Source organism: Alkalibacter saccharofermentans DSM 14828 (assembly GCF_900128885.1).
Classification (GTDB): Bacteria; Bacillota; Clostridia; order Eubacteriales; family Alkalibacteraceae; genus Alkalibacter; species Alkalibacter saccharofermentans.
Genome location: NZ_FQTU01000011.1, coordinates 35,948 through 62,714 on the forward strand (window position 1 = coordinate 35,948; position 26,767 = coordinate 62,714).

Below are 26,767 nucleotides of genomic sequence, written 5' to 3' on the forward strand. Positions count from 1 at the left end.
AATTGTTAGAGGGAGTAGCTAACCACATATGTGGGATTACAGTCGTCAATACGGAAACCCAGGTTTCCCGGCTATAATGACTTAGGTCATGCAAGACTCTGCAGCCATCACCGCTTTAGATTGAGGGGTGTTGGTTGTGGGGTCTTTTTTTATATTCAGAATTAAATAAATGCATGCTCGGAGGATGAAATGGAAGAACTGATACATGGATATTTAATATCATTACCCACGCTCTTGTTGGCAGCGATAATAGTGGTGTCCCTTGGGGTGCTCAGCAAGGGGGCAGATGTTTTAGTGGACGAGGCGGTGATCCTTTCCTTTAAGTGGGGAGTGCCTAAGATGATAATCGGAGCCACGATAATCTCTTTGGGCACCACCCTTCCTGAGGCTAGCGTATCGGTGTTGGCTGCCATGCAGGGGAATGCCGATCTGGCATTGGGAAATGCCATAGGTTCGATCATAGCTGACACAGGCCTTATAATTGGCTTGGCTTCGTTGCTGGGACATCTGCCTATAGAAAAGCTGGTCGTGGAAAGGCAGGGAAAGATTCAGCTGGGAGCGGGAATCTTGCTCGCAGTCGTCTGCCTGCCCTTCCTATCCCCTGGAGAGGGAGGAAACATAAGCCGGATGGTAGGAATCCTGTTTCTGGTGCTCTTGGGATTATACATATATTATTCAATTAAGTGGTCGAAAATAACTGATGCCCTTGGACCAGGCGATGAGGATGGGATAGAAATTACGAAAGAGGCAGATGGCTCTGTCCTGCTTTTGATAGGGAAGATATTTGCAGCAATAGCTATGGTAATCTTATCATCCAAAGTTTTGATATCATCTGTTGAGATTACGGCTGTAAGGGTGGGGATTCCACAAAGCGTCATAGCGGCTACGCTGATAGCCTTTGGCACTAGCCTTCCTGAGCTCATAACGGCTGTTAATGCGGTAAGAAAGGGTCACGGAGAGCTTGCGGTTGGAAACATAGTAGGAGCGGACATACTTAATGTATTGTTCGTGGTGGGAAGCGCTGCTGCGGTCACTCCTGGAGGGCTTGTAGTTCCATCAAACTATTTCAAGCTGCAGATACCGGCTATGGTTATTATACTTCTCGTATTCAGGTTTTTTACAAAAAAAAGGGGAGACAGCATTACAAAGCCTGAAGGAATCGTGCTTTTGGGGATGTACTTCGTATACCTGGCTCTTAATTACCTTTGGATCTGAAATTTTAAGTAATGAATTAAATATTTGAAATGAAAGCAGTCTCAACTCGAGACTGCTTTTCTCATTTTGAGACTCAATTTGAGAAAAAATGAGACTCTCGGATGAGGTTGCTGTGGGCAGCCTAAGATGGATTCCAGACTCTCATTCTTTTATTCCTTGGAGTTTAAAGGCATTGTGCCTATGATTGAGGTTGCTTATAGCTTGTTGGAGATCATTGGCACATAAATTGCATCTATTATAAAACTGTAAGGTCAATTCACAGCGTAGAAGAACTATTTTGGTCGGAGGTGATTATACTTGAATATGAAAAGATTTGTGATTGAATTCGGCATGGGAATCGATTTTCACGGACAGGATGTAAATGTCGCTGCAAGCCGAGCAGTAAAGGATGCTATATCCAGAAGCTGTCTCGTGGGGCTTAATGAAATCTGCGGCATTGAAGCGGACGACCTAAATGAAAACGTTTATATCGAAGCTATTGTGGGGGTAGACCGACCGGAAGAGCTGGATGTCAAGAGGATCGAAGAATGCTTTCCTGTTGGAAAGGCCCAAGTTAGTGCTGTAAAAGGAGGCTTGAAAAGTCCTGGTTTTATGTTTCTCAATTTTGGAGACAAGGATGACACCATTGAAGTGGCAGTTGCAAGCGTCCAGGTAAAAATAAATGATTGATGGGAGGAAGTACATTGAAAATTTCAAACGACTTGGTAGTTGAAATGTATCAAAAGATGCTTAAGATCAGAAAGTTTGAGACAAGAGCCATGAACCTATTTGCAGAAGGGAAGATACCTGGCTTTGTTCACCTGTACATAGGTGAGGAAGCGGTTGCTACAGGGGCATGCGCAAACCTTAATGATGACGACTACATAACCAGCACTCACAGGGGACACGGCCATATCATAGCCAAAGGGGGAGACCTTAAGTACATGATGGCTGAGCTCTTTGGAAAAGAAACCGGATACTGCAAGGGCAAGGGCGGTTCAATGCACATTGCAGATGCGACAAAAGGAATTTTAGGTGCAAATGGCATCGTAGGAGCCGGTCACAACATCGCAGTTGGAGCAGGCCTTGCAGCCCAGTATAGAGGAAACGAGCAGGTTTGCGTATGCTTTTTCGGCGACGGGTCTACAAATCAGAGCACATTCCATGAAGGATTAAACCTTGCAAGCATATGGAAGCTTCCTGTAGTTTTTGTCTGCGAAAACAACGGCTATGGAATATCTTTAAGCCAGGAAAAGCACCAGAACATAACCGACATATCGATGAGGGCCGTATCCTACAATATCCCAGGGGTAACTGTTGACGGAAATGACGTGTTCGCGGTATACGAGGCTGTCAGCGAGGCGGTTTCGAGAGCTAGAAAGGGACAGGGGCCTACACTGATAGAGTGCAAGACCTACAGGCACAGGGGACACTTTGAAGGAGATCCTACCACATACAGAAGTACTGAAGAAGTGGATCAGTGGAAGAAGAAAGACCCGATACCCAGGATGGAAAAATATATAATCGACAACAAGGTATTAAGTGACGAGGAAATCAAGGCACTAAATGACGAGATTCAAAGCCAGGTTGAGGATGCTACCAGCTTTGCCCTGGAGAGCAAAGATCCTGATGTTAGTTCCGCTGTTGAAGATATTTATACCGATATCGTAGAGGAGGCAAGATAGATATGAGAAAAATGACATATGCCCAGGGGATTAAGGAAGGCATGCGAATAAAGATGCTGGAAAATCCCGACGTGTTTATATTTGGTGAGGATGTTGGACCCTTTGGAGGATGTTTCGGAGTTACAGCTGGAATGTACGACGAATTTGGTGAAAAAAGAGTTAGAGATACTCCAATATCGGAAGGTGCCATAATAGGAGCAGCGGTAGGTTCTGCAGCGGCAGGACTAAGGCCCATAGCGGAGCTTATGTTCATCGACTTTGCTACTGTGGGAATGGATCAGCTTGTCAATCAGGCGGCTAAGATGAGATACATGTTCGGCGGGAAAATAACTCTTCCCATGGTGGTCCGTCTTCCGGCAGGAGCAGGTGTAAGGGCAGCAGCGCAGCACTCCCAGTCTCTTGAAGCCTGGCTGGCACACGTGCCGGGGCTTAAGGTGGTATATCCCTCCAGTCCTCAGGATGCTATCGGCCTTATGATGACGGCGATAGATGATGACAATCCGGTAATGTTTATAGAGCACAAGGTTTTATACGGCTTGACCGGCGAGGTGGAAGACGACGTAAAGGCAATACCATTTGGCAAGGCCAATATCAAGAAGGAAGGAAGCGACGTAACGATAATAACTTACGGGAAACAGGTATACGATTCCCTTAAGGCTGCAGAGACCTTGGCAAAAGAAGATATCGACGTGGAGGTCATAGATCTAAGAAGTCTATATCCATTAGACAAAGAAACTATTTTCAATTCTATAGAAAAGACCCATAAGGTCGTGTTGGTATCCGAAGAAGCTAAGAGAGGAGCTTTTACCGGAGAGCTTGCTGCTATGATAGCAGAAGAATGCTTCTTTGAATGTGACGCCCCGATCAAGAGGGTAGGAGCTTTAAATTGTCCGATACCCTTTAGTCCGGTTCTCGAAGATTACGTTATTCCGGGCGAAAAGGAAATAGTAGACGCAGTCAAGTCGCTATTTTAGATACGCATCAATTAGGGTTTTGGGAGCCGCCTTGGCGGTTTCCAAAACTTATTTGAATCAGTCGGTTTTTGATTTCATCAGGAGGAGGTTTGTCATGACTTCTATAGGGATAATAGCGAATCCGGCTTCAGGAAGAGACATCCGAAGGCTTGTGTCACACGCCACTGTGATTGACAACAACGAAAAAATAAACATTGTAGAAAGAGTGATACTCGGCGCACAACAATGTGGAGTTGAGAAAGTATACATGATGCCGGATCCATACAACATGGGTTACAGGGTGGCTGACAAGCTAAAAACCACCGGTGAGCTAAAGTGTTCAATCGAAATCATAGAGATATACGAAAACGAAGGCATAGAAGACACCATAAATTCCGCCAGGATAATGGAAGCCAAAAAGGTAGGCTGCATAATTACCTTGGGGGGAGACGGAACCAATAGGGCAGCCGCCAAGTCAATAGTAAAGACTCCCCTGATTGCCATATCAACCGGCACCAACAACGTCTATCCTGAAATGATAGAAGGGACACTGGCGGGGATAGCGGCGGCAGTGGTGGCATCCGGGGAATTTGACAAAAGGGAATTCACTCAAAAGGACAAACGGATAGAAATTTACCATCGGGAAAAGCTTATAGATATAGCCCTAATCGATGCGGTGATATCAAAGGATGTTTTCGTAGGGGCAAAAGCCATCTGGCAGGTGGAAACCATAGAAAAGATTTTCGTAACTAGGGCTCACCCTGCATCCATAGGCTTTTCTTCGGTGATTGGAAATAAAATGATAGTAAGCTGTGAAGATGATTTCGGCGCTATGGTAAACGTCAACACAGATTACAGCTGCATACTGGCACCGATGTCAGCAGGAATCGTCGTGCCCATACCCATAGACCAGCCACAGGTACTGCCCTTTGGTGAGGAGTACAGATACACTACAAGATGCAGGGGGACGATTGCCTTGGATGGGGAGAGGGAGATAGAGTTTGGGCCGGGAGAAGATTATTTCTTCAGGGTGACCAGAAAAGGACCCTTCAGGGTGCAGGTTAAAAAAGCTTTGGAAGCGGCACAAAAAAACGGTTTTTTCAATGTGTGCGACAAATAATCAAGGGGAGGAAATCAAATGGCCGATTATATATTGATGCCAAAATTAGGTCTTACTATGACAGAAGGAACAATAGCAAACTGGAGAAAAAAGGAGGGAGATGAAATCGCTCAGGGGGAGGCTATATTTGACGTGGAAACCGATAAGCTCACCAACGAATTCGAGTCCACGGTCTCAGGGGTTTTAAGAAAGATACTCGTTGAAGAGGGGACTGTAGATGTTTTAAAGCCTGTTGCGATAATAGGTACTGCTGATGAGGATATATCAAGCCTTTTAGGAGACGCTCCGCAAATAGCCAAAGAAAAGCAGGTTGATGCTCCCGTTAAAAATATTGAGGAAAAAGAAAAACCTCAAAAATCAGAAGGCAGGGTAAAAGCGTCTCCAAGGGCGAAAAAGCTTGCAGCAGAAATGGGTATAGATATCAACATGATTACAGGAACCGGGCCACAGGGTTCCGTAACTGAAAAAGATGTGGAAGGGTATTCGAAGCAAGAAGCAAAAGAGAATAAGGTTTCTCCTGCGGCGGCTGTCATAGCGGATAAATTAGAGGTGGACCTTTCCGGGATTCAAAAAGATGAAAGAATAATGAAGGAAGACGTCATAAGGATAAAAGGTGCTCAGGAGCTGGAAAAGTTCGCTGCGCCTCAGGATTTTAGAAAGCAGATGAGCCCCATGAGAAGGGTAATTGCAAAGAGGATGCTTCAAAGCCAACAGATTTCTCCTGTGGTAAATTACAATTTAAGGGTGGATGCCACCAATCTTAACGAGATACGCAATCAGTTCAAAGAAACGGGAGAAAAGGTAACCTACACAGACCTTCTAGTCAAGATACTTTCTAAGGTGCTTTTAGAGTATCCGCTCCTGAATGCTTCCATAGAAGGTGATGAAATAATAACTAGAAACTATGTAAACATGGGGGTGGCCGTGGCATTGCCGGATGGCCTTATAGTGCCTGTAGTTAAATATTCGAACGTGAAGGATTTAAAGACAATATCAAAGGAAATCAAGGATCTTGCATCTCGGGCAAAGACAAATCAACTTGATCAGGATGAGATAAAAGGGGGCACATTTACCATCACGAATGTGGGGATGTATGGCATGGAATCCTTCACTCCGATAATCAACCAACCTGAAGTGGCGATACTGGGCATCAATGCCATCATAGATACACCTGTAGCAGTCAATAAGGAAGTAAGGATAAAACCTCTAATGAACCTAAGCCTTACCGCAGATCATAGAGCCGTAGACGGTGCAGTTGCTTCGGCATTTATGGCTAGGCTAAAAGAGGTGATTGAGAAACCGGGATTGCTACTTTGATGGAGGGTGGATTGTGATGAAAATAGTGATCATAGGAGGCGGACCGGGAGGTTACGTGTCCGCGATAAGAGCGGCTCAGCTTGGGGCTGAAGTCACTTTGATAGAAAAGGAAAAGCTGGGGGGAACCTGCCTTAACGTGGGGTGCATCCCAACGAAAGTTCTGTTGCATACTGCTGAACTTCTCGAGACTTTAAAGCATGATGGGAAGGAATTGGGGATAGTGGCAGAAGCCTTCAAGGCTGACTGGGACAGTCTCCAAAAGAGGAAGGACAAGACGGTAAGCAAGCTGGTATCGGGGATAAAAGGACTTATGAAGTCTAACCGAATCGTTGTCGTTGATGGGCAAGGAAAGTTTGTAGGACGCAACATTATAGAGGTAAAGGATAAGGAGGGCAGGATTCTTGAAATAGAATATGACAAGGCCATCATCGCTACAGGGTCGGTTCCTGCCATGGTGCCTATACCCGGTCACGATCTGGAGGGAGTGATAACCAGCAATGAAGCCCTGTCCCTTAAAGAGGTCCCAAAGAGCATGTGCATAATCGGGGGAGGCGTGATCGGCAGCGAGTTTGCGAGCATATATAAAGCTCTAGGATGCAAAGTAACTATTATCGAAATGCTGCCGGAGATAATTGCAAACATGGACTTTGATATAGTCAAGCCCCTAAAAGAGGGGCTTATAAGGGATGGAGTTGATATATATACGGATACAAAGGTTAAAAAAATCGAAAGAGCTGCCCATGGGTTGAAAATAACAGCCGAGGGAATGGACGGCGCCCTGGAAGTAGAAGCACAGAAAGTTCTTCTATCTGTGGGCAGGAGCCCGGTAACCGACGATTTAGGACTTGAGGCATTAGGGATAAAAAGGGATAAAGGAAAGGTACTCATAGACAAGAACATGAAGACGAGTTCAGAAGATATATACGCTATAGGCGACTGCACAGGGGGCGCCATGCTGGCTCATGTGGCAAGTGCCCAAGGGATAGTGGCAGCCGAAGCGATAATGGGCAAAAATCCCAAGGTGGATTTCAGGACAATACCTTACTGTGTATATACAAAGCCTGAGCTGGCTTCGGTAGGGATGACTGAAAAGCAGGCAAAGGATTCGGGCTACGATGTAAAGACGGGAACATTTCCCCTATATGCCAATGGAAAGTCAATGATCATGAACGAAACCGGGGGAATCGTGAAATTTGTGTGCGACGCTGTGACGGAGGAAGTGCTCGGACTGCATATTGCAGGACCCAGGGCTACGGATCTGATAGTGGAAGGGGCACTTGCCATAAGGCTAGAGGCCACGATCAACGAGATAATTACCACGATTCACGCCCACCCGACGGTGGGAGAGGCCTTGCATGAGGCGGCTCACGGAGTGCATGGAACGACCTTGCACATTTGACGCTTATAAGGCGTTGACACTCTGTCAACACCTTATAACTAGTTTATTTTTGTTCAAGCTCTTCAAGCAGCTTGATATATCTTTCCTGAACGCCTTGTGCAGAGGCCTCGTTTTCAAAAGTCTCGCACTGGGCGTTTATTTCATCTATTATCTCTTTCGACAAGCCATTTTGTGCAAACTTGTACACCACTGCATCTTCCTTGTCGATATGTCTGTGCAGCAGATGGGTATAGGATATGGCATTTGCGATAACATCCAGCTTAGACTCATCATCTCCTGCCTTTACTCTTTCAATGGCTTCTTCCAGTCCCTGCATATGAAGCCTTCCCAGATCGTGCTCCACCAGCATCCCATTTTTTACGAGCTTTTCAGCAGCCGGGCCTTGATTTTCCACCATCCTGTTAAAGAGCAGATCCTCTTCTTTTCCGTGGTGGTGCTTGTCAGCATAATTTCTGACAAAGTCGATCATCTTGTAGAAATCCTCAAAATCAACTTCTTCTCCTTTTAAAAGTCGGTAGCTGTACTTTCTGAGAACTGAGAGCATCCTTTTGATATATACATGCTCGTCCACCATTAACTGTATGCTATCCATGTCATGCAGCCTCCCTTCGGATAGATTGTGTATTGCCCGATAACCTTTTAAACGTCAGGTCGTCACTTAAAGTCTCTACAAATGCCATGATCCATTCATCCCTTAATTTGTAGAAGTTGGCAACATCTCCTCCGACATTTTCCCAGTGTGATTCATGTAGGCACAGAGTGCTTTCCCAAGTCAGCTCGTTATCGTCAGATGCCAGCACTTCATTTACCCTGTCGCAAGGCATCCCCTCAAGGAGGAAATCGTTAAGGGCATTGAATGCGCCTTCAGGTGAATCGGTCTTGATGTGGAGGCTTGAAGCTGCGCTATGGCCTTGTTTTGCAAATACATCCTTCAATTCAGCCATGGAAGAGGGGTCGGAGTCCAATATTTTTGTGATAAATGCCGCATGTCGCCCTTCTGCCCTTTGTATCTTGTATTGAAGCCATCCGTGGATATTGCCGGTATCGATTATTTCCTCAAGAGGCCTGTTGCCTGTGGGATAGCCATAAGCTGTGTAGATTTCTTCAGACCAGCCTTCTGCAGGCATTCCCTTCTTGGTGGCATATGCCAGGATATCGAGCTCTAGGGATTCAAACCAGTTTATCTTGTTGTAAAGCCAATAGTGTATCTTGCCTAAAAATAAGCTCATATTATTTACCCTCTGCTTCGTTTAGCGCATTGACCAAGGTTTCCCCATTTATCCCATGGACGCTTGCTGCCTCAGCCAGAGTTTCCGCCTGTGCTGAAGGGCATCCTACGCAGCCCATTCCAAATTCCATCAGCGTTGCAGCCAAATTCCTGTCAACCTTTAATACTTCTCCAATAGTCATATCTTTATTAATCATTTTTATTCCTCCGTTAAGTTAGTTTTGCTTCAAATTTCTGAAGCCATAATATGATTTAATGATAATACTTATCAAAAGAAAAATCTGTTGCCTGAGATACAAAAATGAAAGTAATTGAAATGAATCTACCATGGATGAAGTATTTGAAGAAAAGATCTGGGAATTCAAATAATCGACAAACCGTCGAATATGGTGATGACATAAATTTTACAAAAGTAAAGATTCTAGATGTTTATAAAGTAAGGTGAGCAGGCCTATGAAGGCTGGAGGCATAAAAAAGGCTGCGGTCAAATGTCCGCAGCCTTTAAAAGTTCACTTATGTCGTCTATTATATGATTGGCAAGAATAAATTCTTCTTCCTTTCCGTAGCCGTACCTGCAGGCTATGGTTTCGATGTCGTTTAAGAATCCCGCCTCGATATCCTGCAGCCTATCGCCGATTATAAGAATTTCCTGGTCCAATCTGTCCTTTATTTCTCTTACGATTTGGTGCTTTGGCTTAAACCCATGCGCTTCGGTGGTTATGAATTCGACAAAATACTTGTCTAATCCGTAAATGTCCCTCACCGCGTCCTTGTAGCTCTCTCTGCAGTTGCTTAAAAAAACCAGCAGGTATCCCCTTGATTTAAGATGTTCCAAAACCTCGATGGCTCCGTCGTAAAGACGGCCCCTTTTATTCTGTAAAAGAGAGCTCATTTCATCCCTGATTATCAAGCTGGCCTTTTCGCGAACTGATTTTTCAAGCTCCGGCAAAAAGTTTTTCCACATGTCCAAAGGACTGTAGCCTAGCCAGGCGGAAATTTCTTCATCCGCCCAATGTCTATCCTCCACATAGCCTTCGTTAACCAAATACGCATATGCCTTTCTAAATGCCGGGGCATAGATGCGTATGCTCTCGTGGAGGGTGCCGTCAAAATCAAAGATTATGGTCTTAACATCAGATAGCATACGGTTTAAAGCTGAGCCAGAAGATTTGCCATTTCAATAGCAGTAACGGCAGCTTCGTATCCTTTGTTTCCTGCTTTGGTTCCGGCTCTTTCAATAGCCTGTTCGATTGTATCCGTAGTCAGTACGCCGAATACTACTGGAATATCGCTATCCAGAGATACGCTGGCTACTCCTTTTGATACTTCATTTGCCACATAGTCGAAATGAGGAGTAGATCCCCTGATGACAGCCCCAAGGGTTATGACGCCGTCATATTTATTTGACTTCGCCATTTTTTTTGCAACAAGGGGAATTTCGTAAGCTCCCGGAACCCAGGCCACTTCGATATCATTTTCCTCCACGCCGTGTCTTACAAGGCCGTCGATTGCTCCGGATAAGAGCTTTCCGCCGATGAACTCGTTAAATCTACCTACTACGATTGCGTATTTTTGCCCCTGTGATATTAATTTTCCTTCAAAAGTTTTCATTGATTGTATCCTCCTTATATTTAAAAAATGTGTCCCATTTTTTCTTCTTTTACTTTCAGGTAACCTTCATTATCGCTGTTGCATGTGATTACGATAGGTACTCGTTCCACTACGTTTATTCCATAAACGCTAACATTTGCAACCTTTTCAGGGTTGTTGGTCAGCAGCTTGATGTTCTTTATGCCAAGGTCTTTTAAGATTTGAGCTCCTGTATGGTAATCCCTTAAATCCGGTGCAAATCCCAAAGCAACATTTGCCTCCACTGTGTCAAGGCCTGTATCTTGAAGGGCGTAGGCTTTCAGCTTGTTTATTAGACCGATTCCCCTGCCTTCCTGTCTAAGGTAGACGATGACCCCTGTGCCTTCTTCTTCTATCATCCTTGCAGCAGAATCGAATTGATCCTTGCAGTCGCATCTTAAGGATCCCAGAACTTCCCCTGTAAGGCATTCGGAGTGGACTCTTGCCAAAACAGGTTCTACGCTAGTGACATCCCCCTTGATCAAGGCTATATGCTCTTCACCGGTTATTTTGTGGCGATATCCAATAACTTTGAATTCTCCGTGGCGGGTAGGCATTTTTGCTTCAGTCACCCTTTCCACCAGATTGTCATTTACTTTTATATAGGCTACCAGGTCCGCTATGGTAATGATCTTAAGGTCGTGCTTTTTAACATAGCTTTCCAGGTCAGGCACTCTGGCCATCGAGCCGTCGTCATTCATGATTTCACAAATCACGCCTGCGGGATAAAGCCCTGCAAGCCTTGGTATGTCGATAGCAGCCTCGGTGTGTCCGGTTCTTACAAGAACACCGCCGTCCTGAGCAGCTAAGGGAAATATATGACCGGGCTTGGTAAAGTCAGTGGGCTTAGTGTCATTTTGCAGCAGCTTTTGTATGGTAAGAGACCTTTCTCCGGCAGATATTCCCGTTGTGGTTCCTACTGCATCTATCGTTTCCGTAAAGGCAGTCTCCTTGGGGTCGGAGTTGTTTTGAATCATCTGGTTTATTCCAAGTTCCCTCAAGCGGCTTTTTTCCATAGGCGTGCATATAAGCCCCCGACCGTGAGTTGCCATGAAATTTATGGCTTCTGTCGTTGCCATTTCGGCGGCCATCAAAAGGTCGCCTTCGTTTTCTCTGTCTTCGTCGTCTACTACTACTATCATCTTGCCGGCTTTGATATCCTCCAAAGCCTCTTCAATTGTATTGAACTTCATCTTTATTCCTCCAATATTATATGTTATCAGTCTTAAAATCCGTTTTTTGAAAGGTAGTCAAGATCCATCACGCTGTCATCTTTAAATTCCATAAGTCGTTCGATGTATTTTCCAACCTGGTCGCATTCGATGTTGATGGGATCTCCGACCCTTTTGTCAAGCAGGTTCGTATCCTCGGCAGTTAAAGGTATTATGGATACCTCAAACCAATCTGCACCAAGGGAGGCTACTGTCAGGCTGACGCCGTCAAGAGCGATGCTGCCTTTGTTGATGATATATTTCAGAAGCGGCCTATCGGCCCTTATTTTTATCCTCACGGCATTTTCTTCCCGATTTTTAGAAATGACCTTGCCGGTTCCGTCTATGTGGCCTGCAACGATATGGCCTCCAAAACGTCCATTCATAGCCATCGCCCTCTCAAGGTTTACCTTGGTATTGCTTCCTGCTTCCTTTAGGCTGCTTGCCCTTATGGTCTCAGGCATGACATCCACTGAAAAGCTTGAAGCGTCAAATTCTGTTACCGTCAGGCAGATGCCGTTAACGCATATGCTGTCCCCAACTTTTACATCTTCAAGGACTTTGTGGGCTGCGATCTTCATTCTAGCGGACAGGGCTCCTCTTTTTATTTCAAGTATTTCTCCCGTCTCTTCAATCAATCCTGTAAACATCTTTTCACCTCTCCTTCAATCATCACGTCATCGCCAAATGTACTGACTTTGATTTTTCCCAGTTCAATTCTTTCCCTCATGCTGCAGGACCCTTCACCTTCAACTGGTGTGGGTGCGTCCTTGCCTCCGAGTATCTTCGGTGCTATAAATGTTACTACCTTGTCTACTATTCCAGCTTTCAGCGCGCTATAATTTAGTTCTCCGCCGCCTTCTAGCAAAATTGAGTCTATTTCTTCTTCTCCCAAGGATTCCATTAACTTATTCAAATCCACGCGCCCGTCTTTGGAGGGTAGATAAATAACCTTGGCCCCTGAATATTTTATCTTCTCGGCCTTTAGGACGTCCGCTCCTTCCGCTGTTGCGATTATCGTCTCTCCTGCATGGTCATCCCTAAGTACCTTTGACTCAAGGGGTATCTTAAGGGTGGAATCTACAATTATGCGTCTAGGCTGCCTCAAGCCTTCTCCAATTCGGCAGGTGAGGGAAGGATCGTCTTTCAAGACCGTGCCGATTCCCACCATGATTCCAGTAAGTCGGCTTCTTAGGATGTGGACGTATTCTCTGGACTTTTCGTTTGATATCCATTTGGACTCTCCGGTTTTGCAGGCGATTTTTCCGTCTAGGGTCATCGCGGTCTTCATTACGACGTAAGGAGTCTTTGTCGTAATATATTTTATGAATACTTCATTAAGCTCTTTGGCCTCATCCTCTAGAAGTCCGGTCCAAACCGCGATTTCATTGTTTTCAAGATTTCTGATTCCACGTCCTGCCACCAAGGGATTGGGGTCAGTCATGGCCACCACCACTTCCTTGATTCCACTTTCTATTATGGCGTCCACGCAGGGTGGAGTCTTGCCATAGTGAGAGCAGGGCTCGAGAGTGACGTACATCGTTGCCCCTTTTACAGATTCTGTTGCGTTTCTAAGGGCATTTATCTCTGCATGGGGTCCGCCGAAAAATTCGTGGTATCCTTCGGCTATTACCTTATCATCCTTAACGATGACAGCGCCTACAAGTGGGTTGGGGTTTGTCCTGCCGATGCCTTTTGATGCCAGCTCCAGAGCTCGATGCATATATTTTTTGTCCAAGATATCACATCCTTTCGGTGGAAAGTCGGTTAGTCGGCAAATAACAAAAGCCTCGAAGTAGCTACTTCGAGGCTTATAAATCCACTTAAACGTATCCCATGCAAATACGCATATGGATACACTTGTTTTATCTTCTCTCATCCAGACTGTACTGTCGGTACCGGAATTACACCGGATCAGCCGTTAGGCTCGCGGACTTTAACCGCCGGTCGGGAATTTCACCCTGCCCCGAAGTTCGTTATTCAATTGTCTAAATAATAACATCAGTATTTTCTTATGTCAATAAAATTTTTTAAAACAATTCGACAAAAGCACAGTATTTATCCATAATGCTTACGACAAATGACTCCATGAATTTTGGTCTTTCAAGGGTTACAGGCCACATATGCTTTTGAATTATGTCCTTTTCCCTATCGTTGAGGTGAAAATGCTCAAGGGCATTTGTCAGCGCAATATCCGCATGTACAAAGGCGTGAAGTCCTTCATCTCGTTTTGTGGTTCGCCAGTCATATAAGAACAGATCATGTAAAAGGCCGCCTCGAGCAGCAGAGACATAGTCAAGTCCAAAAAACCTGCAGACCTTGTAGCTGTAGTAAGATACCCTTTGGCAGTGGTCAAGGCAGGAAGTCTCCTTGTGGTGCCTGAACATGTCCATGGTTTTAACTGCCTCATGTTCCAGCAGCTCGGATATGCAGTTTTGGTGTTCGATAAAAGCGCTTCTTTCACTTCGAAGACGCCCGAAAATTTTTACAAAATCCAATAAAAACCTTCCTTTCGGGATGCTATAATGGTTTAATTCCCACACCTTGATTATATAACGCAAGGGTAGGTTGGGTCAAGTTGGAAAATGGAAAGTGGAAAGTTGGTCAGTTGGAAAGTAGAAAGCGACCAATACGATTGCTTGACAACCGTTTCCCGATTGCCCCACAATCGTTTAACATGTATTTCCACAGTCGCTTTGCGACCAATACGATTGCTTGACAACCGTTTTCCGATTGCCCAACGACCGTTCAACCGTCATATAACGTATCTCTTACAACTTAGAGTCCTTTGTGTTCTTCGTGGTTCAAGATTTATCTTTTGCTTTTCCCGAATACCGAACACAGTATTCCCCAGATAATCGTTAAACCATGGTGGGACAATAGTTAAGCAATTGTTGAACGATGGGGAAAAAGCTTTTACGACTGTTTCCCAATCGTTACCCGATTGCCCAACGACTGTTTAACCTTTATTTCCCGACCCACCGCCTCACCGCCTCATTTTGCTGCTTTCTCGATCGCCTCAACGATTTCCTCTACTTCAGCAAGCTTTCCCTTGCCTAGGTCTCCGCAGGCGAGCCTGCCTTCATCAGGCTCCACCACCTGCACGCCGAATTTTTTGAGTTTTTCCAAATTATCCTTAAGGATTGGATTCTCCCACATAGCAGTATTCATGGCAGGGGCAATCACTATCGGGGCCTTGGTAGCCATTATCGTGGTAGTGAGCATGTCGTCTGCAATACCGTTTGCCATCTTTCCGATAAAATTTGCACTGGCTGGGGCGACTACAAAAACATCCGCTCGCTGGGCCAGTGAAATGTGCTCAACTTCAAAAGAGGCTATTCTTTCAAACATCGAGGTGGCTACCCGGTTCCCTGACAAGGTCTGAAACGTCAAGGGTGTGATGAACTCTCCAGCGTTTTCAGTCATTATAACGTGGATATCAAAACCTTTTTTCACAAGACTGCTGACCAGATCGGCAGCCTTGTAGCAGGCAATGCCACCTGTTACACCTACAACTACGGTTGTCTTTTTCATATGACCCCCTTCTTGACAAGCATCTTGACTAAACCTGCTGCTATGTGATCCTTGGTCTCAAAGCTTCCTAGGATGTCGCCGTGCCTGTCTATGAGGACGGCTTCGTGCTTGCCGTTTCCTATGTTCTTAGTATCGTTAGCCAAAACGAAATCAGAGTCGTTTTCAAGTATTTGTATGCGAGCGGAAGCCAAAAGATCCTCAAAGCTTCCTCCGCTAAGGAGCTTGAAGCCGATTAAAAAAGTTTCCGGGCTGATTTTTTTAATCATGTTTATGATTTTAGGCGTCCTTTTCATGAACATGCATATGTCGTCCTTGGATGAGATCTTCTTTTGCTCCTGGGGAACCAGATCCTGAAAGTGCTTTATGATATCTTCCTTGCTTGTTGGCTGAGACTGCAAATTCATTTCCATGATGTGGCCAGCCAGCTCCTCCATGCTTAAGTAACAGTGCATGGAAAAATCTGAAACTGCCATGCAGTGAACGAACAAGTCGATTTTTTCTTCAGTCAAAAGCTTTTCCACTGTGTCTTTGACTTCGTAGGTGCTGGTGGCGTTTATGAACTTAAGCATTTCCATCCCATGCTTGATGGATGGCATTTTGCAGTTGTCCGTATGGATGTAGTAAAGCTTAAGATCCTTGCCTGTGCGCAATCCATAATCTACGAACCTCTCGGCGATCATGCTGCTAAGGGTTCCGGTGGAACAATTAGTGATCCTTCTGACACCGTCGATGCTTTCCGACGTACCTCCTGCGGTCACGACGACTTTCAACATTTTTATCACTCCATCTTACCCGGCGTTTCTTCGTGCTTAATGCCGGTTAGTTTATTACGCTCGTCCAATATGCATATTGTGGGTGAAAACTCTGCTGCCTCTTTTCTGTCCATTGTGGCATAGGATATGATGATGACAAGATCTCCCTTTTGAACCAGCCTTGCGGCGGCTCCATTGACGCAGACGACACCTGACCCTGCTTCACCGGTCAATGTATAGGTTTCGAATCGGGCGCCGTTGTTGATGTTGACGACGTGAACCTTTTCTCCCGGAAGTATGTCGGAAGCCTTTAAAAGGTCGGCATCTATGGTTATGCTTCCTACATAATCGATGTCCGCATCGGTCACGGTAGCTCTATGAAGCTTAGATTTGAACATGCTGATGAACATTATTCCACCTCGCTTTTCAAGGTGATGTTATCTATGAGCCTTGCATTTTTAAATTTGACTGCTACTGCGACCAAGGCGTCATTTTTGATTTCATCTGTTTTTGTGAAAGTTTCTTTATCAAGTATATCACCGTAGTCGACTTCTCCAAGGGTAATTTCTTCAAGGCTGTCCTTTAGGATTTCAAGAAGAGCATCTGTGGAGTGCAGCCCTTTTTTAAACTCCCCTTCAACCCTCGATAAAGCCTTATAAATCAGGGGAGCCTGAATCCTTTCTTCAGGTGCAAGGTTAGTGTTTCGGGAGCTTTTGGCAAGGCCGTCTAATTCCCTCACGGTGGGGCATTCGATGATGTTTAAATCGAAAAACAGCTCTTTTACCATCTTTTTTATTACAGCCACCTGCTGGGCGTCTTTTGCTCCGAAATAAACGTTATTCGGCTTTACGATATTTAACAGCTTAGCTACCACGGTAGTCACCCCTTTGAAGTGTCCCGGCCTTGAGCTGCCGCAAAGGTGATTGACGATATCCCCCTTGATTTCGACGAAGGTGGAACAATTGCCGGGATACATTTCCTGGGGTGAAGGGTGGAAAAACAGGTCCGTTCCTGCTTCTTTTGCCAAAGAGATATCCCCTATAAGGTCTCTGGGGTATGTTTCAAAATCCTCTCCAGGACCGAACTGAGATGGGTTTACGAATACGCTTGTCACAACCAAGTCGTTTTCTGATTTAGCCCTTTCTATAAGAGAACAATGCCCTTCGTGGAGATAACCCATGGTAGGGACGAATCCTATCCGTGTACTGTTATATCTATCCTTTAAGTAACGCTTTAAATCACCAACTGTGTAGATTTTGTCCATTTATTGCTTCTCCTTTAACTCATCTATTATTTTATCTTCCATGGAAAAGGTGTGTTTTGACTCGGGAAAGTCCCCTGAGGTCACCTCCTCGATGTAGCCTTTTACTGCATTTTCCATGACAGATCTCAAATCTGCATATTTTTTCGAAAATTTGGGAGATTGCCCGCTGAACAGACCCAAAAGATCATGCATGACCAAGACCTGGCCGTCACAGTATCTTCCTGCTCCTATGCCAATGGTGGGGATGGAAATAGTCTCTGATATCAACTTTGCCAATTTTTCAGGGATTCCTTCCAAAACCACGGCAAAAGCTCCCGCTTCCTCGACGGCAATTGCGTCCTCAAGAACAGCCTTTGCCCTCGAGTAATCCTTGCCCTGTACCTTGAAGCCGCCAAAAACGTTTACGGACTGAGGGGTCAGTCCAATATGCCCCATGACGGGTATCTGAGCATCTACTATTGCTTTAATCTTGTCAGAAACATTTATTCCTCCTTCGAGCTTAACCGCATTGGCTTTGCCATGCTGTATGAGCCTGCCGGCATTTCTTACCGACTCTTCCACGCTTATGTGGTAAGACAAAAAAGGCATATCCCCTACGACAAAGGCTCTGTCTGCGCCTCTTGAAACGCAACTGCAATGATATATCATATCCTCCATGGTAACCTCAAGGGTAGAGTCCAATCCCTGCATGACCATTCCCAATGAATCTCCTACCAGCAAGGCGTCTACGCCAGCCTCGTCAAAAATCTTGGCAGTAGAATAATCGTAAGCTGTCAACATGGAGATTTTTTTGTTTTCATCTTTGCGACGGGCAAAAAAATCGACGCTGAATTTACTTTTCATATCCAATCACCTCCCATTATCCTTCTCAAAAATCTCTAGCATCTTTTCTGTATCTTTATCGGAGGAGCTTTTCTCCGCCATTATTGCCGTCACCTTGCCAAGGGTTTTGTAAAGATCAAGCAGATTATCATCTAATGGTTCAAGGGCAGTGATATGTTTTTCGATAGTGGACATGTCCCCTCGAGCTACAGGTCCACTCAGCGCCGAAGAACCTTTTTCTTTAAAATTCTCTAATGTCGCCTCAACTAGCGGGATAAAAACCTCCTTTGAATCCTCATCTTCCCAGCCGATGGCTTTGAGCACATCGAATCCTGAATTTAGAAGAGTTACCAGGTAATTTGACAAGATGCACGCTCCGGCGTGGTACAAGATCTTATCGGACCTTTTGATCATGCGGGAATTGATCCCGGCAGATTCTAACATAGCATCGAGGAGATTTGGGTTCTTGCCGTTTCCCTCGTAAGTAAACCACCCGTTTTTTATAGCCGAAGAGCTGACTAAGGGGTTCGGAAAAGTCATCACCGGATGAAGGGAGTAGCACCCGCAACCGATTTTTTCAAATTCTGAAAAAACCCCGGAGTCAAGAGTCCCGCTCAAGTGAATCAGCAGGTGGTCTTTAGTTATTTCGCCTGTTTTGACCAGCTTGGCGGCTATATCGATGATTGCATCGTCAGGAACAGAGACGATTATTATATCGCTTTCTGCGGCAGCTTCATCCAGGCTATCGAAAACCGCTGAAGAGGTTTCCTTTGCGCCAAATTGAGATGAATCGTAGCTTCTGCTATAAAATCCGGAAATAAGAAGACCTTTTTCCTTAAAGAACCTTCCCAGTGACACTCCTGCGTTGCCTGCGCCTATAAATCCTATTTTCATACATTTCCTCCTAAAGAAAAAGGTCCTCCGCCTTTTGGAAGAGGACCTTCATGACTCGATTGACATGACAAAACAGACATCCCTTAAATAGAGGACGTTTTGCACAAAAGAGCTTATCAGGTCTCTGTCCCAAAGGGATCAAAGCGGTTTTTTTTGTATATCATTAACTATAAAATACAATAAATCTTAAAAAAATGCAAGGACTAGAGCCTAAAGTGATTGGCTGTGGTAAAATAGTATCAAACAACCAATTTCAAAAGAGGTGAGGAAATGGACAAAAATAATCTTAGAAAAGAAGCTGCAGGCTTTTTGAAGCAACATAAAATGTGGGCAGATGAGTTGGACTTTGAACATGAAAGCAGTCTGTTCGCAAAGGATATGGAAGATGGATTAAACGTTGGAGAAAAATCTACTTTAAAGATGATACCTGGTTATATAGATCCATCGGCAAATGTTGAAACCAACAAAGCAGTTATTGCGGTAGATGCGGGAGGAACTAACTTCAGAAGGGCTTTGGTGACGTTTACGAACAAAGGGCCAATAATAAGCAAATTTAAGAAATATCCCATGCCTGGGGTCGATAAAGAGGTAGAAGTAGATGAATTTTTTGAGATTATTGCCAGATATTTAAACTCAATAGCTGACAAAAGCGAAAATATAGGTTTTTGCTTTTCATACCCTGCAGAGATCATGCCTGACAGAGAGGGTAAGATAATATCCCTTACCAAGGAAGTAAAGGTTAAAAATGCCACGGGAGTGGAGATAGGAAAAGAGCTTAAAAATAAGCTGTCTGGTGGTAGCTCTAAAAGCGTGGCGGTGTTAAATGATGCGACTGCTACTCTATTAAGCGGCAAAGCCATGGCAGAAGATAAAAATTATGACGACTTCATTGGCCTGATACTTGGCACTGGGATGAACACCTGCTATGTTGAAAAAAATATAAATGTAAAAAAAAGCGAGATTCTCAGCGGTACAGAGGGATATACTCTAATCAACCTTGAGTCTGGCGGCTACGGAAATATCAAAAGGGGAACGGCGGATATAAAGCTGGATGAAAAGACTATAAATCCTGGGGAACAGCTGATGGAAAAGATGCTTTCGGGAGCGTATATGGGACAACTCGTTCTTGAAACGATTAAACTGGCCGCGTCTGAAGGGATGCTTTCAGAGGACCTTTCTGATGAAATTTGCGATTTGGAAAAGCTGTCTTCAGTTGATTCAGCAGACTTGCTTGATGATCCGGAGGGCAGAAGAAATCTGATCGGCAAGGCGATTAGAAGGCACGGAACGAAAGAAGATGGCTGGCTGATTGAAGCAATAGTAGACGGTTTGTACGAAAGGTCTGCAAAGTACTTGGCAGTGAACATAAACGGCATACTTGTAAAAACGGGAAAGGGCACGGCACCTGAAAAACCGGTTTGCCTGGTAATTGACGGATCTGCTTTCTACGGTTCAAAGAAATTCATGGAAAAATTCGACAGATACCTGGATTTTATGAAAGAAAGCTTTGGGAGGCATGTGGAAAGGATAAAGGTCGAGGATGCAAGCCTTATGGGAAGCGCGATAGCGGGGCTGTTAAGATAAAAGTGGAGAGTTGGTCAGTTGGAAAGTGGAAAGTAGAAAGTTGGAAAGTGGAAAGTAGAAAGTTGGAAAGTTGGTCAGTTGGAAAGTAGAAAGCGACCAATACGATTGCTTGACAACCGTTTCCCGATAGCCCAACGACCGTTTAACCTGTATTTCCCGGATAATCGTTGAACCATGGTGGGACAATGGTTGAAGGTTCGCTTCGCTCACGTGGGATGCTCCCTTTGGTCGCGGGAAAAGCTCGTTTTACTCGCGAGAAAAGCGCAACGCGCGTGTTTCAAGTTCTAAGTTCTAAGATATAAGATATAAGTAAAAGCAGGAAGTTGGTCAGTTGGAAAGTAGAAAGCGACCAATACGATTGCTTGACAACCGTTTCCCGATAGCCCCACAATCGTTTAACATGTATTCCCACAGTCGCTTCAGCGACTAAACGACTGTTTCCCAACCGTTTCCCGATAGCCCAACGACCGTTTAACCTTTATTTACCGCCTCACCGATTCCCGGCTACCAATCAATTAGGAGGAGGAAACCCATGTCTATAATTCTAAAAAACGTTATGAAAACCTATAAATCCGGAGAAGTAGAAACTCACGCTTTAAAAGGCGTAAGCCTGGAAATCAAGGAGGGGGAATTCATCGTCATTCTAGGCCCCAGCGGCAGCGGAAAGAGCACCCTGCTAAACGTGATAAGCGGGCTGGACACCCCAACGTCCGGGGTAATAATGTATAAGGACACGGAGCTTACAAAGCTTTCGGAAGACAAGCTTACAGAGTTCAGGCGAAACCATTTGGGTTTTGTGTTTCAGCAGTACAATCTGCTTCAAAATCTTACCGCCTTGGAAAATGTCCAGATGGGATCAGATATTGGAAAGGCTCCGTTAGATCCTGAAGACATCCTTGCAAAGGTGGGCCTTAAGGATCAGATGCACAAGTACCCATACCAGCTTTCGGGAGGAGAACAGCAAAGGGTCTCGGTAGCTAGGAGCGTAGCTAAAAATCCAGAGATCCTCTTTTGCGATGAGCCCACAGGGTCCTTGGACGAAGAGACTTCTAAGCAGGTCCTTAGAGTCATAGAAGACCTCAACAGGGATCTTAAGACCACCATGGTAGTCATCACCCATAATCCGGGGATAGGTGCCATGGCTGACAGAGTTATTAAAATGAATTCAGGGAAAATCGAAGAGATAATCGAAAACAAGGATAAAATATCAGCAGGTCAAATTCAGTGGGGGTAGGTGGATGACATGCTAATAAAAAATATGATGAAGACCATTAAAAAAAAGAGACTGCAGCTCATGGCAATCGGCATGATAGTTTTGCTGAGCTCTTTTTTGTATTCGACCATGTCCTATGCGATAAACGGATTGGAAGAACCCACAGAAAGGTATCTTGAGGAGTATGGTCAAGAGGATTTTTCAGTTGAGATGTTGTCGGTCTTGACGCTGGAAGAAGCTCAAAACCTTTATTCACACGAATCGGTTCCCGGTGGCATATACACATTATCCGCCGTAAAGAACTATGATCCTGAGATATTCTATGAACTCATGAAAAACCGCATCGATTCTTTTTTAAGGATTTATCCCCAGGTTGAATTGGAGCTAAGGGAATTTAAGGAATTCTACTTCAGGTGGCAAGGGACAAATACGAGAGTTCTTGCAATCAAGGACGGAGTGGATCTGAACAGATCGAAGATGGAACAGGGGGTAAAGCCATCATCGGATAACGAGATAGCCATAACCAGGGTGTACGCAGAAAAAAACGACATCGAAATAGGGGATGATATCGATATTGATGGAAAGACTTTTCTAGTCACCGGATATGTACTTTTCCCAGATTATACATTTCCAATGCTTGACGATTCTTTTATCATAGACAACGGAAAGCAGACGCTTGCACTTTTTACAGACGAAGCTTTTGAGTCGATTTCAGGTTCGTTGGGCATGAGGCTCGCAGGCAGAATATCCGATGGAATGGACAGCGTGGAATTTCGAGAAAAGATATCAGAAAGGATATCAGACCATGAAGAGCTGAATTTCGCCCTTGGCGCCGTGCTGACAGAAAATCAGCTCAGAAGCGGCGCGATATTTGACGAATTGCGCGGGGGAAAAGTATTTACTCTGGGATTGAGCATAATGATAGCTTCAATTGCCATAGTCATAGCGGCAATAATAATATTCAAGATCTTAAATGCAGAAAGAGGTCAGATAGGGCTATTGAAGGCGATTGGGTACAGGAGAAGAAACATTGCTTTGCCTTATCTTATCCTCGTGGGGATAATCGCCCTCCCGATGCTCATCGCCGGATATTTCGCAGGGGTTTTGGCAGCGGTGCCTATGAAGAATATGTACCTTGAGTTTTATCTTCTTCCTGCAAATCCAATAAATCAGGAAGCGTCGGTATTTTTAACTGCAGTTTTCGTGCCTATGATATTTTTCACAGGCCTTTCCGGTATCGTAATATTTAAAATGCTATCTACTAAGCCCCTTGATCTTCTATACCTGCATAGGGAAAAGAAGGTAAACCGTTTGACAAAAATCACGAGCAGCCTGCTTAAAGGCTCCAAGGGAAAGACAAAATTCAAATACCTATATGCTGTAAGAAATACAGGGAAGTTCGCAATATTTTTCTTTGGCATCGCACTGTCCACCCTGCTGATACTTTTTAGCTTCATGATGGACGGCTTGATAGAAAGGATGGCATTGGAAAGCTACGAATCCGTTGCCTATGAATACGAAGCATATATAGATCCTTCTGAGATGCCACCGGATATAATAGAAGGGCAGGAGCGTTTTTTAACTTATCCCGATGCATTCTTGGAAGGGAATTCACTGATAGCATCCGGCCTTGAATCGGACAACGAGCTGTACAACCTTTATAACAGTAGGGGAGAAAACATCACATCCCTCCTAGAGGAAGGAGGGATAGTTACTAAGAGCGCGAGCCTGAAATTCGGGGTGGACGAAGGAGACGTAGTAGATTTAAGGCTTGGCTCAAGGAACGTCAGCCTAGAGATCAAGGCAGTTTCTGAGGATTACAGTTCAGACAAGATATATATGGAAAGAGGCTATTTAAGCCACATTATCACCGAAGGTGAGACGAGAGATCTTTTCACAGGAATATATGCTCTAGAGAGACCTTCTTCTGAAGAATATTCCGCCATATTGGAGAAAAGAGCTATCATGGAGCAAGCTGAATTGATGCAAGATTTCATGAAGTATGCAGTTTATATAATGGTAGGTTCTTCCGCATTGATCGCATTGGTGATACTTTTTGTCCTCACTACAATGACCGTAGAGGATAATTATTACAACATATCCCTTTTGAAGGTAATGGGATACAATAAAAAAGAGGTAAATTCCATGGTCCTCGACAGCTACCTGGTATACACAGTGATTTCTTTTATCGCAAGCATTCCCATTGCCCTGATTTCGTTGAACTGGATGGTGGAATTCTTCGCAAAAGGCTATGGGATGGTCATACCATTTGAATTCAGATTAGTTCATGCTGTTTTGGGATTTGTGATCATCATGGCAATATTTTTTGCAGGGACTTTTGCAGGAAAGAGAAAGATAAACAGGATTGCCCTTCAGGAGGTACTCAAAGCATATGGAGAGTAGGGTCCGGTAAGTTGAAAGTGGAAAGTTGGAAAGTTGGAAAGTTGAAAGTTGAAAGTTGGAAAGTGGAAAGTTGGAAAGTTGAAAGTAAAAACCTTTTAATTACTTAAAGCTTACAACTTTTTTACGAGACGGAGTCTCATTTCTCGACTGCATAGCAGTCATTTCCCGTGCGGCAGAGCCGGACAATAAACAGTCGCTTCAGCGACTAATACGACTGTTTCCCAATCGTTTCCCGATAGCCCCACAATCGTTTAACATGTATTCCCACAGTCGCTTCAGCGACTAATACGACTGTTTACCAACCGTTTCCCGATAGCCCAACGATCGTTTAACATGTATTTCCCGGCTCACCGGCTCACTACGACCCGGAAGGAATCCACAGCAACTTAAAACTTTATGGTAGTTAAAAAAACAGACCTATGATAAAATGAAATTTAGTTCAAATTAATGTAGGCGTAAATTTGTCTGCAGTTCGTAGAAGGTGGAGTAATCATCATGTTGGAGTTTATAAAATATCCCTATCTTATCATCAAGGAAAACTTTGTTGAAACGGGTAGAACAATTGAAATGTCTATTAAGGATTTACAAAAAAAATATAGTGGAGCGGCATTTGGACTCTTCTGGTCTCTTTTTAAGCCAATGCTTTTTATTTTTGTGTATTGGTTTGCCATTGACATAGGTATACGGGGAGGCAGCCCGGTGGGAAATCACCCTTTCATTCTATGGCTGATATCCGGCATAGTGCCTTGGTTTTTCATTTCAGAGGCTCTTACCTACGGCGGAACGGCAATAAGACAGAACAAACACCTGGTAACAAAAATGGTGTATCCTGTAGCAACGATACCGACCTTTAGGGTACTGTCTTTGTTTTATGTTCATCTGGCAATGACCGTCATTGCAATAGCAATATTTGCCGCTTCCGGATATTATCCTACAGTATACTATCTGCAGTTGATCTATTACAATGTGGCGCTGTTGTTTTTCATGGTCGTCTTGTCCTGGACTACATCTGCCTTGGTCGTAATAAGTAGAGACTTCGAGCATTTTTTAAAGTCGATAACCCAGATGATATTTTGGCTTACGCCGATCATTTGGAATTTATCCAATGTCAGGGGGCCGATCAAGTACCTGTTAATGGCAAATCCCATATACTATTTTATAAAAGGATATCGGGATACGTTTCTGGGAGGGGAATGGTTTTTTGAGAACATGACATATACAGGCTATTTCTGGTTTGTGATGTTGATATTGGTTTTTTTAGGAGCTTTCGTTTTCAACAAGCTGAAAAATGAATTTTCCGATATTCTGTAATTTTACGAGGAGAGTAAGATGGAGCACAGCATAAGAATAAATAACCTTACAAAAATATATAAGATTTATAAAAAGCCTTGGCATAGAATCAAAAATATTTTTTTCAAAAAAACAAAATATAAAAAGTTCTATGCCTTGAAAAACATAAGTATCGATATACCTAAAGGCGAAGCCATCGGGGTTTTAGGTAAAAACGGAGCCGGTAAATCGACCCTTCTTAAGCTCATAACAGGCGTGGCCACTCCTTCTTCAGGCACTCTTAAGACTGAAGGAAAGATATCTGCACTGCTGGAACTGACTTCAGGTTTTGACAATGAACTAACAGGCATCGAAAATATATACCTTAAAGCCCTCACCATGGGGATGCAGAAGAAGGATATGGATAAGCAGCTGCAAAGGATCATTGATTTTGCGGATATAGGAGACCACATATACCAGCCAGTAAGGACGTATTCAAGCGGAATGAAGGCTAGGCTGGGGTTTGCGATTTCTGTAAATGTAGATCCGGATATATTGATAGTTGACGAAGCTTTGTCGGTAGGGGATGATGTTTTCAAGCTTAAGTGCATCGAAAGAATGGAAGAATTCAAGGCCCAGGGCAAAACCATACTATTTGTAAGCCATTCTCTATTTACGGTTAAATCATTTTGCAACAAGTGCATGTGGATAAAAGACGGTGAGCTTGTAGATTATGGAGATACCGGCGAGATCGTGCATAAGTATGAAGTTTTCCTTAAGGAAGAACGGGCAAAACAGAAAAAGGAAATGACAGAAGAGGCTAGGAACAACAATAAGAACGTACAGATATTAAGCAAGAAAGAAGTCTTGGAGACAAAGAACTTCAAATTTTTCAACTCAAAAGGTGAAGAGACAAATATCTTTGATTACGAAGAGGATATAGGGTATTCATTTGACTATATAGTCAAAAAGCCCATGAAGGGGCTGAAATGGTGCTTTACCATTCGGGATGCAGAGTACGGCGAAATATACGGAAGCGACAAAAGGTCTGAAAATCATCTGATCAATAATGACATGGACCTTAAGCATACCTTAAAAGCCAAGCTAAGAAACATTAAGCTATTGCCTGGGAAATATCACCTCTCCGGAGAGCTGTGGGATGAATCGGGAGCATTTTATGTTAGTTATTCAAATAAAAAGCCATTTGAGATAAGAGAAGAAGGGTTTAAAGGCACCGGTTACTTCTATATCGATCATGAATATGAAAATTAAAAGAGAGAGGGATCACCATTTAAG

Annotated in this window: 26 protein-coding genes, 1 pseudogene and 1 riboswitch; of the genes and pseudogenes, 12 read left to right on the forward strand and 15 right to left on the reverse strand. The window is 44.1% G+C overall.

The genetic code is table 11. From position 1 onward, the window contains the following. Nucleotides 1-189: 189 nt before the first annotated feature. The 7 genes from BUB93_RS08070 (at nt 190) to lpdA (ending at nt 7,668) form a co-directional block, all read left to right on the forward strand. Nucleotides 190-1,215 (forward strand): calcium/sodium antiporter, encoded by a 1,026-nt coding sequence (locus tag BUB93_RS08070; protein ID WP_073270926.1) that lies wholly within the window; start codon nt 190-192, stop codon nt 1,213-1,215. Nucleotides 1,216-1,518: 303 nt separating this feature from the next. After that, nucleotides 1,519-1,884: a Lin0512 family protein gene (locus tag BUB93_RS08075; protein WP_073271002.1), complete on the forward strand. Its 366-nt coding sequence runs from the start codon at nt 1,519-1,521 to the stop codon at nt 1,882-1,884. Beyond that, entirely contained in the window at nt 1,884-2,879 is a 996-nt protein-coding gene (gene pdhA / locus BUB93_RS08080) for a pyruvate dehydrogenase (acetyl-transferring) E1 component subunit alpha (RefSeq protein ID WP_073270928.1), read from the forward strand. Before BUB93_RS08075 ends, pdhA begins: the two co-directional genes overlap by 1 nt. A 2-nt stretch (nt 2,880-2,881) precedes the next feature. Continuing rightward, entirely contained in the window at nt 2,882-3,853 is a 972-nt protein-coding gene (locus BUB93_RS08085; protein WP_073270930.1) for an alpha-ketoacid dehydrogenase subunit beta, read from the forward strand. A 94-nt stretch (nt 3,854-3,947) separates the two neighbouring features. Continuing rightward, nucleotides 3,948-4,952: an ATP-NAD kinase family protein gene (locus BUB93_RS08090; protein WP_073270932.1), complete on the forward strand. Its 1,005-nt coding sequence runs from the start codon at nt 3,948-3,950 to the stop codon at nt 4,950-4,952. Nucleotides 4,953-4,970: 18 nt separating this feature from the next. Further along, nucleotides 4,971-6,269 carry a dihydrolipoamide acetyltransferase family protein gene (locus tag BUB93_RS08095; protein ID WP_073270934.1) on the forward strand — a complete coding sequence of 433 codons (1,299 nt, stop codon included), beginning with the start codon at nt 4,971-4,973 and terminating at the stop codon, nt 6,267-6,269. 16 nt (nt 6,270-6,285) lie between these two features. Continuing rightward, nucleotides 6,286-7,668 (forward strand): dihydrolipoyl dehydrogenase, encoded by a 1,383-nt coding sequence (gene lpdA, locus BUB93_RS08100; RefSeq protein WP_073270935.1) that lies wholly within the window; start codon nt 6,286-6,288, stop codon nt 7,666-7,668. Nucleotides 7,669-7,711: 43 nt separating this feature from the next. Here lpdA and BUB93_RS08105 read toward each other — a convergent pair whose 3' ends face one another. The 15 genes and pseudogenes from BUB93_RS08105 to BUB93_RS08175 all read right to left on the reverse strand — a co-directional run bounded on the left by BUB93_RS08105 (nt 7,712) and on the right by BUB93_RS08175 (nt 19,002). Further along, a complete protein-coding gene (locus BUB93_RS08105) occupies nt 7,712-8,260 on the reverse strand; it encodes a hemerythrin domain-containing protein (RefSeq protein ID WP_073270937.1) in 549 nt (182 codons plus the stop codon). 1 nt (nt 8,261) lies between these two features. Continuing rightward, nucleotides 8,262-8,897: a hypothetical protein gene (locus BUB93_RS08110; RefSeq protein ID WP_073270939.1), complete on the reverse strand. Its 636-nt coding sequence runs from the start codon at nt 8,895-8,897 to the stop codon at nt 8,262-8,264. Between the two features lies 1 nt (nt 8,898). Beyond that, the gene (locus BUB93_RS08115) at nt 8,899-9,093 is read right to left on the reverse strand and encodes a DUF1858 domain-containing protein (RefSeq protein ID WP_073270941.1); all 195 of its coding nucleotides are present in this window, start codon (nt 9,091-9,093) and stop codon (nt 8,899-8,901) included. A 287-nt stretch (nt 9,094-9,380) separates the two neighbouring features. Further along, complete coding sequence (locus BUB93_RS08120) at nt 9,381-10,040, reverse strand: HAD family hydrolase (RefSeq protein WP_073270943.1); 660 nt, start codon at nt 10,038-10,040, stop codon at nt 9,381-9,383. A gap of 5 nt (nt 10,041-10,045) precedes the next feature. Further along, nucleotides 10,046-10,507, reverse strand: a complete 462-nt coding sequence (gene ribH, locus BUB93_RS08125) for a 6,7-dimethyl-8-ribityllumazine synthase (RefSeq protein WP_073270944.1) — start codon at nt 10,505-10,507, stop codon at nt 10,046-10,048. A 20-nt stretch (nt 10,508-10,527) separates the two neighbouring features. After that, the gene (locus BUB93_RS08130; protein ID WP_278278383.1) at nt 10,528-11,724 is read right to left on the reverse strand and encodes a bifunctional 3,4-dihydroxy-2-butanone-4-phosphate synthase/GTP cyclohydrolase II; all 1,197 of its coding nucleotides are present in this window, start codon (nt 11,722-11,724) and stop codon (nt 10,528-10,530) included. 26 nt (nt 11,725-11,750) lie between these two features. Further along, nucleotides 11,751-12,386, reverse strand: a complete 636-nt coding sequence (ribE, locus tag BUB93_RS08135) for a riboflavin synthase (protein ID WP_073270948.1) — start codon at nt 12,384-12,386, stop codon at nt 11,751-11,753. After that, nucleotides 12,371-13,474, reverse strand: a complete 1,104-nt coding sequence (ribD, locus tag BUB93_RS08140; protein WP_200789479.1) for a bifunctional diaminohydroxyphosphoribosylaminopyrimidine deaminase/5-amino-6-(5-phosphoribosylamino)uracil reductase RibD — start codon at nt 13,472-13,474, stop codon at nt 12,371-12,373. The genes ribE and ribD overlap by 16 nt, the downstream gene beginning before the upstream one ends. 125 nt (nt 13,475-13,599) lie before the next feature. Continuing rightward, nucleotides 13,600-13,714: riboswitch (FMN riboswitch) on the reverse strand. 52 nt (nt 13,715-13,766) lie between these two features. After that, the gene (locus BUB93_RS08145; RefSeq protein ID WP_200789482.1) at nt 13,767-14,234 is read right to left on the reverse strand and encodes an HD domain-containing protein; all 468 of its coding nucleotides are present in this window, start codon (nt 14,232-14,234) and stop codon (nt 13,767-13,769) included. A gap of 520 nt (nt 14,235-14,754) precedes the next feature. Then, nucleotides 14,755-15,270 (reverse strand): annotated as a pseudogene (gene coaBC, locus BUB93_RS08150) (bifunctional phosphopantothenoylcysteine decarboxylase/phosphopantothenate--cysteine ligase CoaBC); the annotation flags it as partial. After that, nucleotides 15,267-16,043, reverse strand: coding sequence for a phosphopantothenoylcysteine decarboxylase domain-containing protein (locus BUB93_RS08155; RefSeq protein WP_073270952.1), 777 nt, complete (start codon nt 16,041-16,043; stop codon nt 15,267-15,269). The gene BUB93_RS08155 and the pseudogene coaBC, both read right to left, overlap by 4 nt. Nucleotides 16,044-16,048: 5 nt before the next feature. After that, nucleotides 16,049-16,432: an aspartate 1-decarboxylase gene (gene panD, locus BUB93_RS08160; protein ID WP_073270954.1), complete on the reverse strand. Its 384-nt coding sequence runs from the start codon at nt 16,430-16,432 to the stop codon at nt 16,049-16,051. Beyond that, the gene (gene panC, locus BUB93_RS08165) at nt 16,432-17,286 is read right to left on the reverse strand and encodes a pantoate--beta-alanine ligase (RefSeq protein WP_073270956.1); all 855 of its coding nucleotides are present in this window, start codon (nt 17,284-17,286) and stop codon (nt 16,432-16,434) included. The genes panD and panC overlap by 1 nt, the downstream gene beginning before the upstream one ends. Next, nucleotides 17,287-18,129 carry a 3-methyl-2-oxobutanoate hydroxymethyltransferase gene (gene panB, locus BUB93_RS08170; RefSeq protein WP_073270958.1) on the reverse strand — a complete coding sequence of 281 codons (843 nt, stop codon included), beginning with the start codon at nt 18,127-18,129 and terminating at the stop codon, nt 17,287-17,289. A 6-nt stretch (nt 18,130-18,135) separates the two neighbouring features. Then, complete coding sequence (locus BUB93_RS08175) at nt 18,136-19,002, reverse strand: Rossmann-like and DUF2520 domain-containing protein (RefSeq protein WP_073270960.1); 867 nt, start codon at nt 19,000-19,002, stop codon at nt 18,136-18,138. Between the two features lie 270 nt (nt 19,003-19,272). On the opposite strand from BUB93_RS08175, the gene BUB93_RS08180 reads away from it, so the two are divergent. The 5 genes from BUB93_RS08180 to BUB93_RS08200 all read left to right on the forward strand — a co-directional run bounded on the left by BUB93_RS08180 (nt 19,273) and on the right by BUB93_RS08200 (nt 26,743). Further along, entirely contained in the window at nt 19,273-20,586 is a 1,314-nt protein-coding gene (locus tag BUB93_RS08180; RefSeq protein WP_073270962.1) for an ROK family protein, read from the forward strand. Between the two features lie 532 nt (nt 20,587-21,118). Further along, a complete protein-coding gene (locus tag BUB93_RS08185) occupies nt 21,119-21,820 on the forward strand; it encodes an ABC transporter ATP-binding protein (RefSeq protein ID WP_073270964.1) in 702 nt (233 codons plus the stop codon). A gap of 9 nt (nt 21,821-21,829) precedes the next feature. After that, complete coding sequence (locus BUB93_RS08190; protein WP_073270966.1) at nt 21,830-24,202, forward strand: ABC transporter permease; 2,373 nt, start codon at nt 21,830-21,832, stop codon at nt 24,200-24,202. Nucleotides 24,203-24,697: 495 nt separating this feature from the next. Continuing rightward, nucleotides 24,698-25,513 carry an ABC transporter permease gene (locus tag BUB93_RS08195; protein ID WP_073270968.1) on the forward strand — a complete coding sequence of 272 codons (816 nt, stop codon included), beginning with the start codon at nt 24,698-24,700 and terminating at the stop codon, nt 25,511-25,513. Nucleotides 25,514-25,531: 18 nt separating this feature from the next. Beyond that, on the forward strand, nt 25,532-26,743 hold the full coding sequence (locus BUB93_RS08200) for an ABC transporter ATP-binding protein (RefSeq protein WP_073270970.1): 1,212 nt from the start codon (nt 25,532-25,534) through the stop codon (nt 26,741-26,743). Nucleotides 26,744-26,767: the final 24 nt, after the last annotated feature.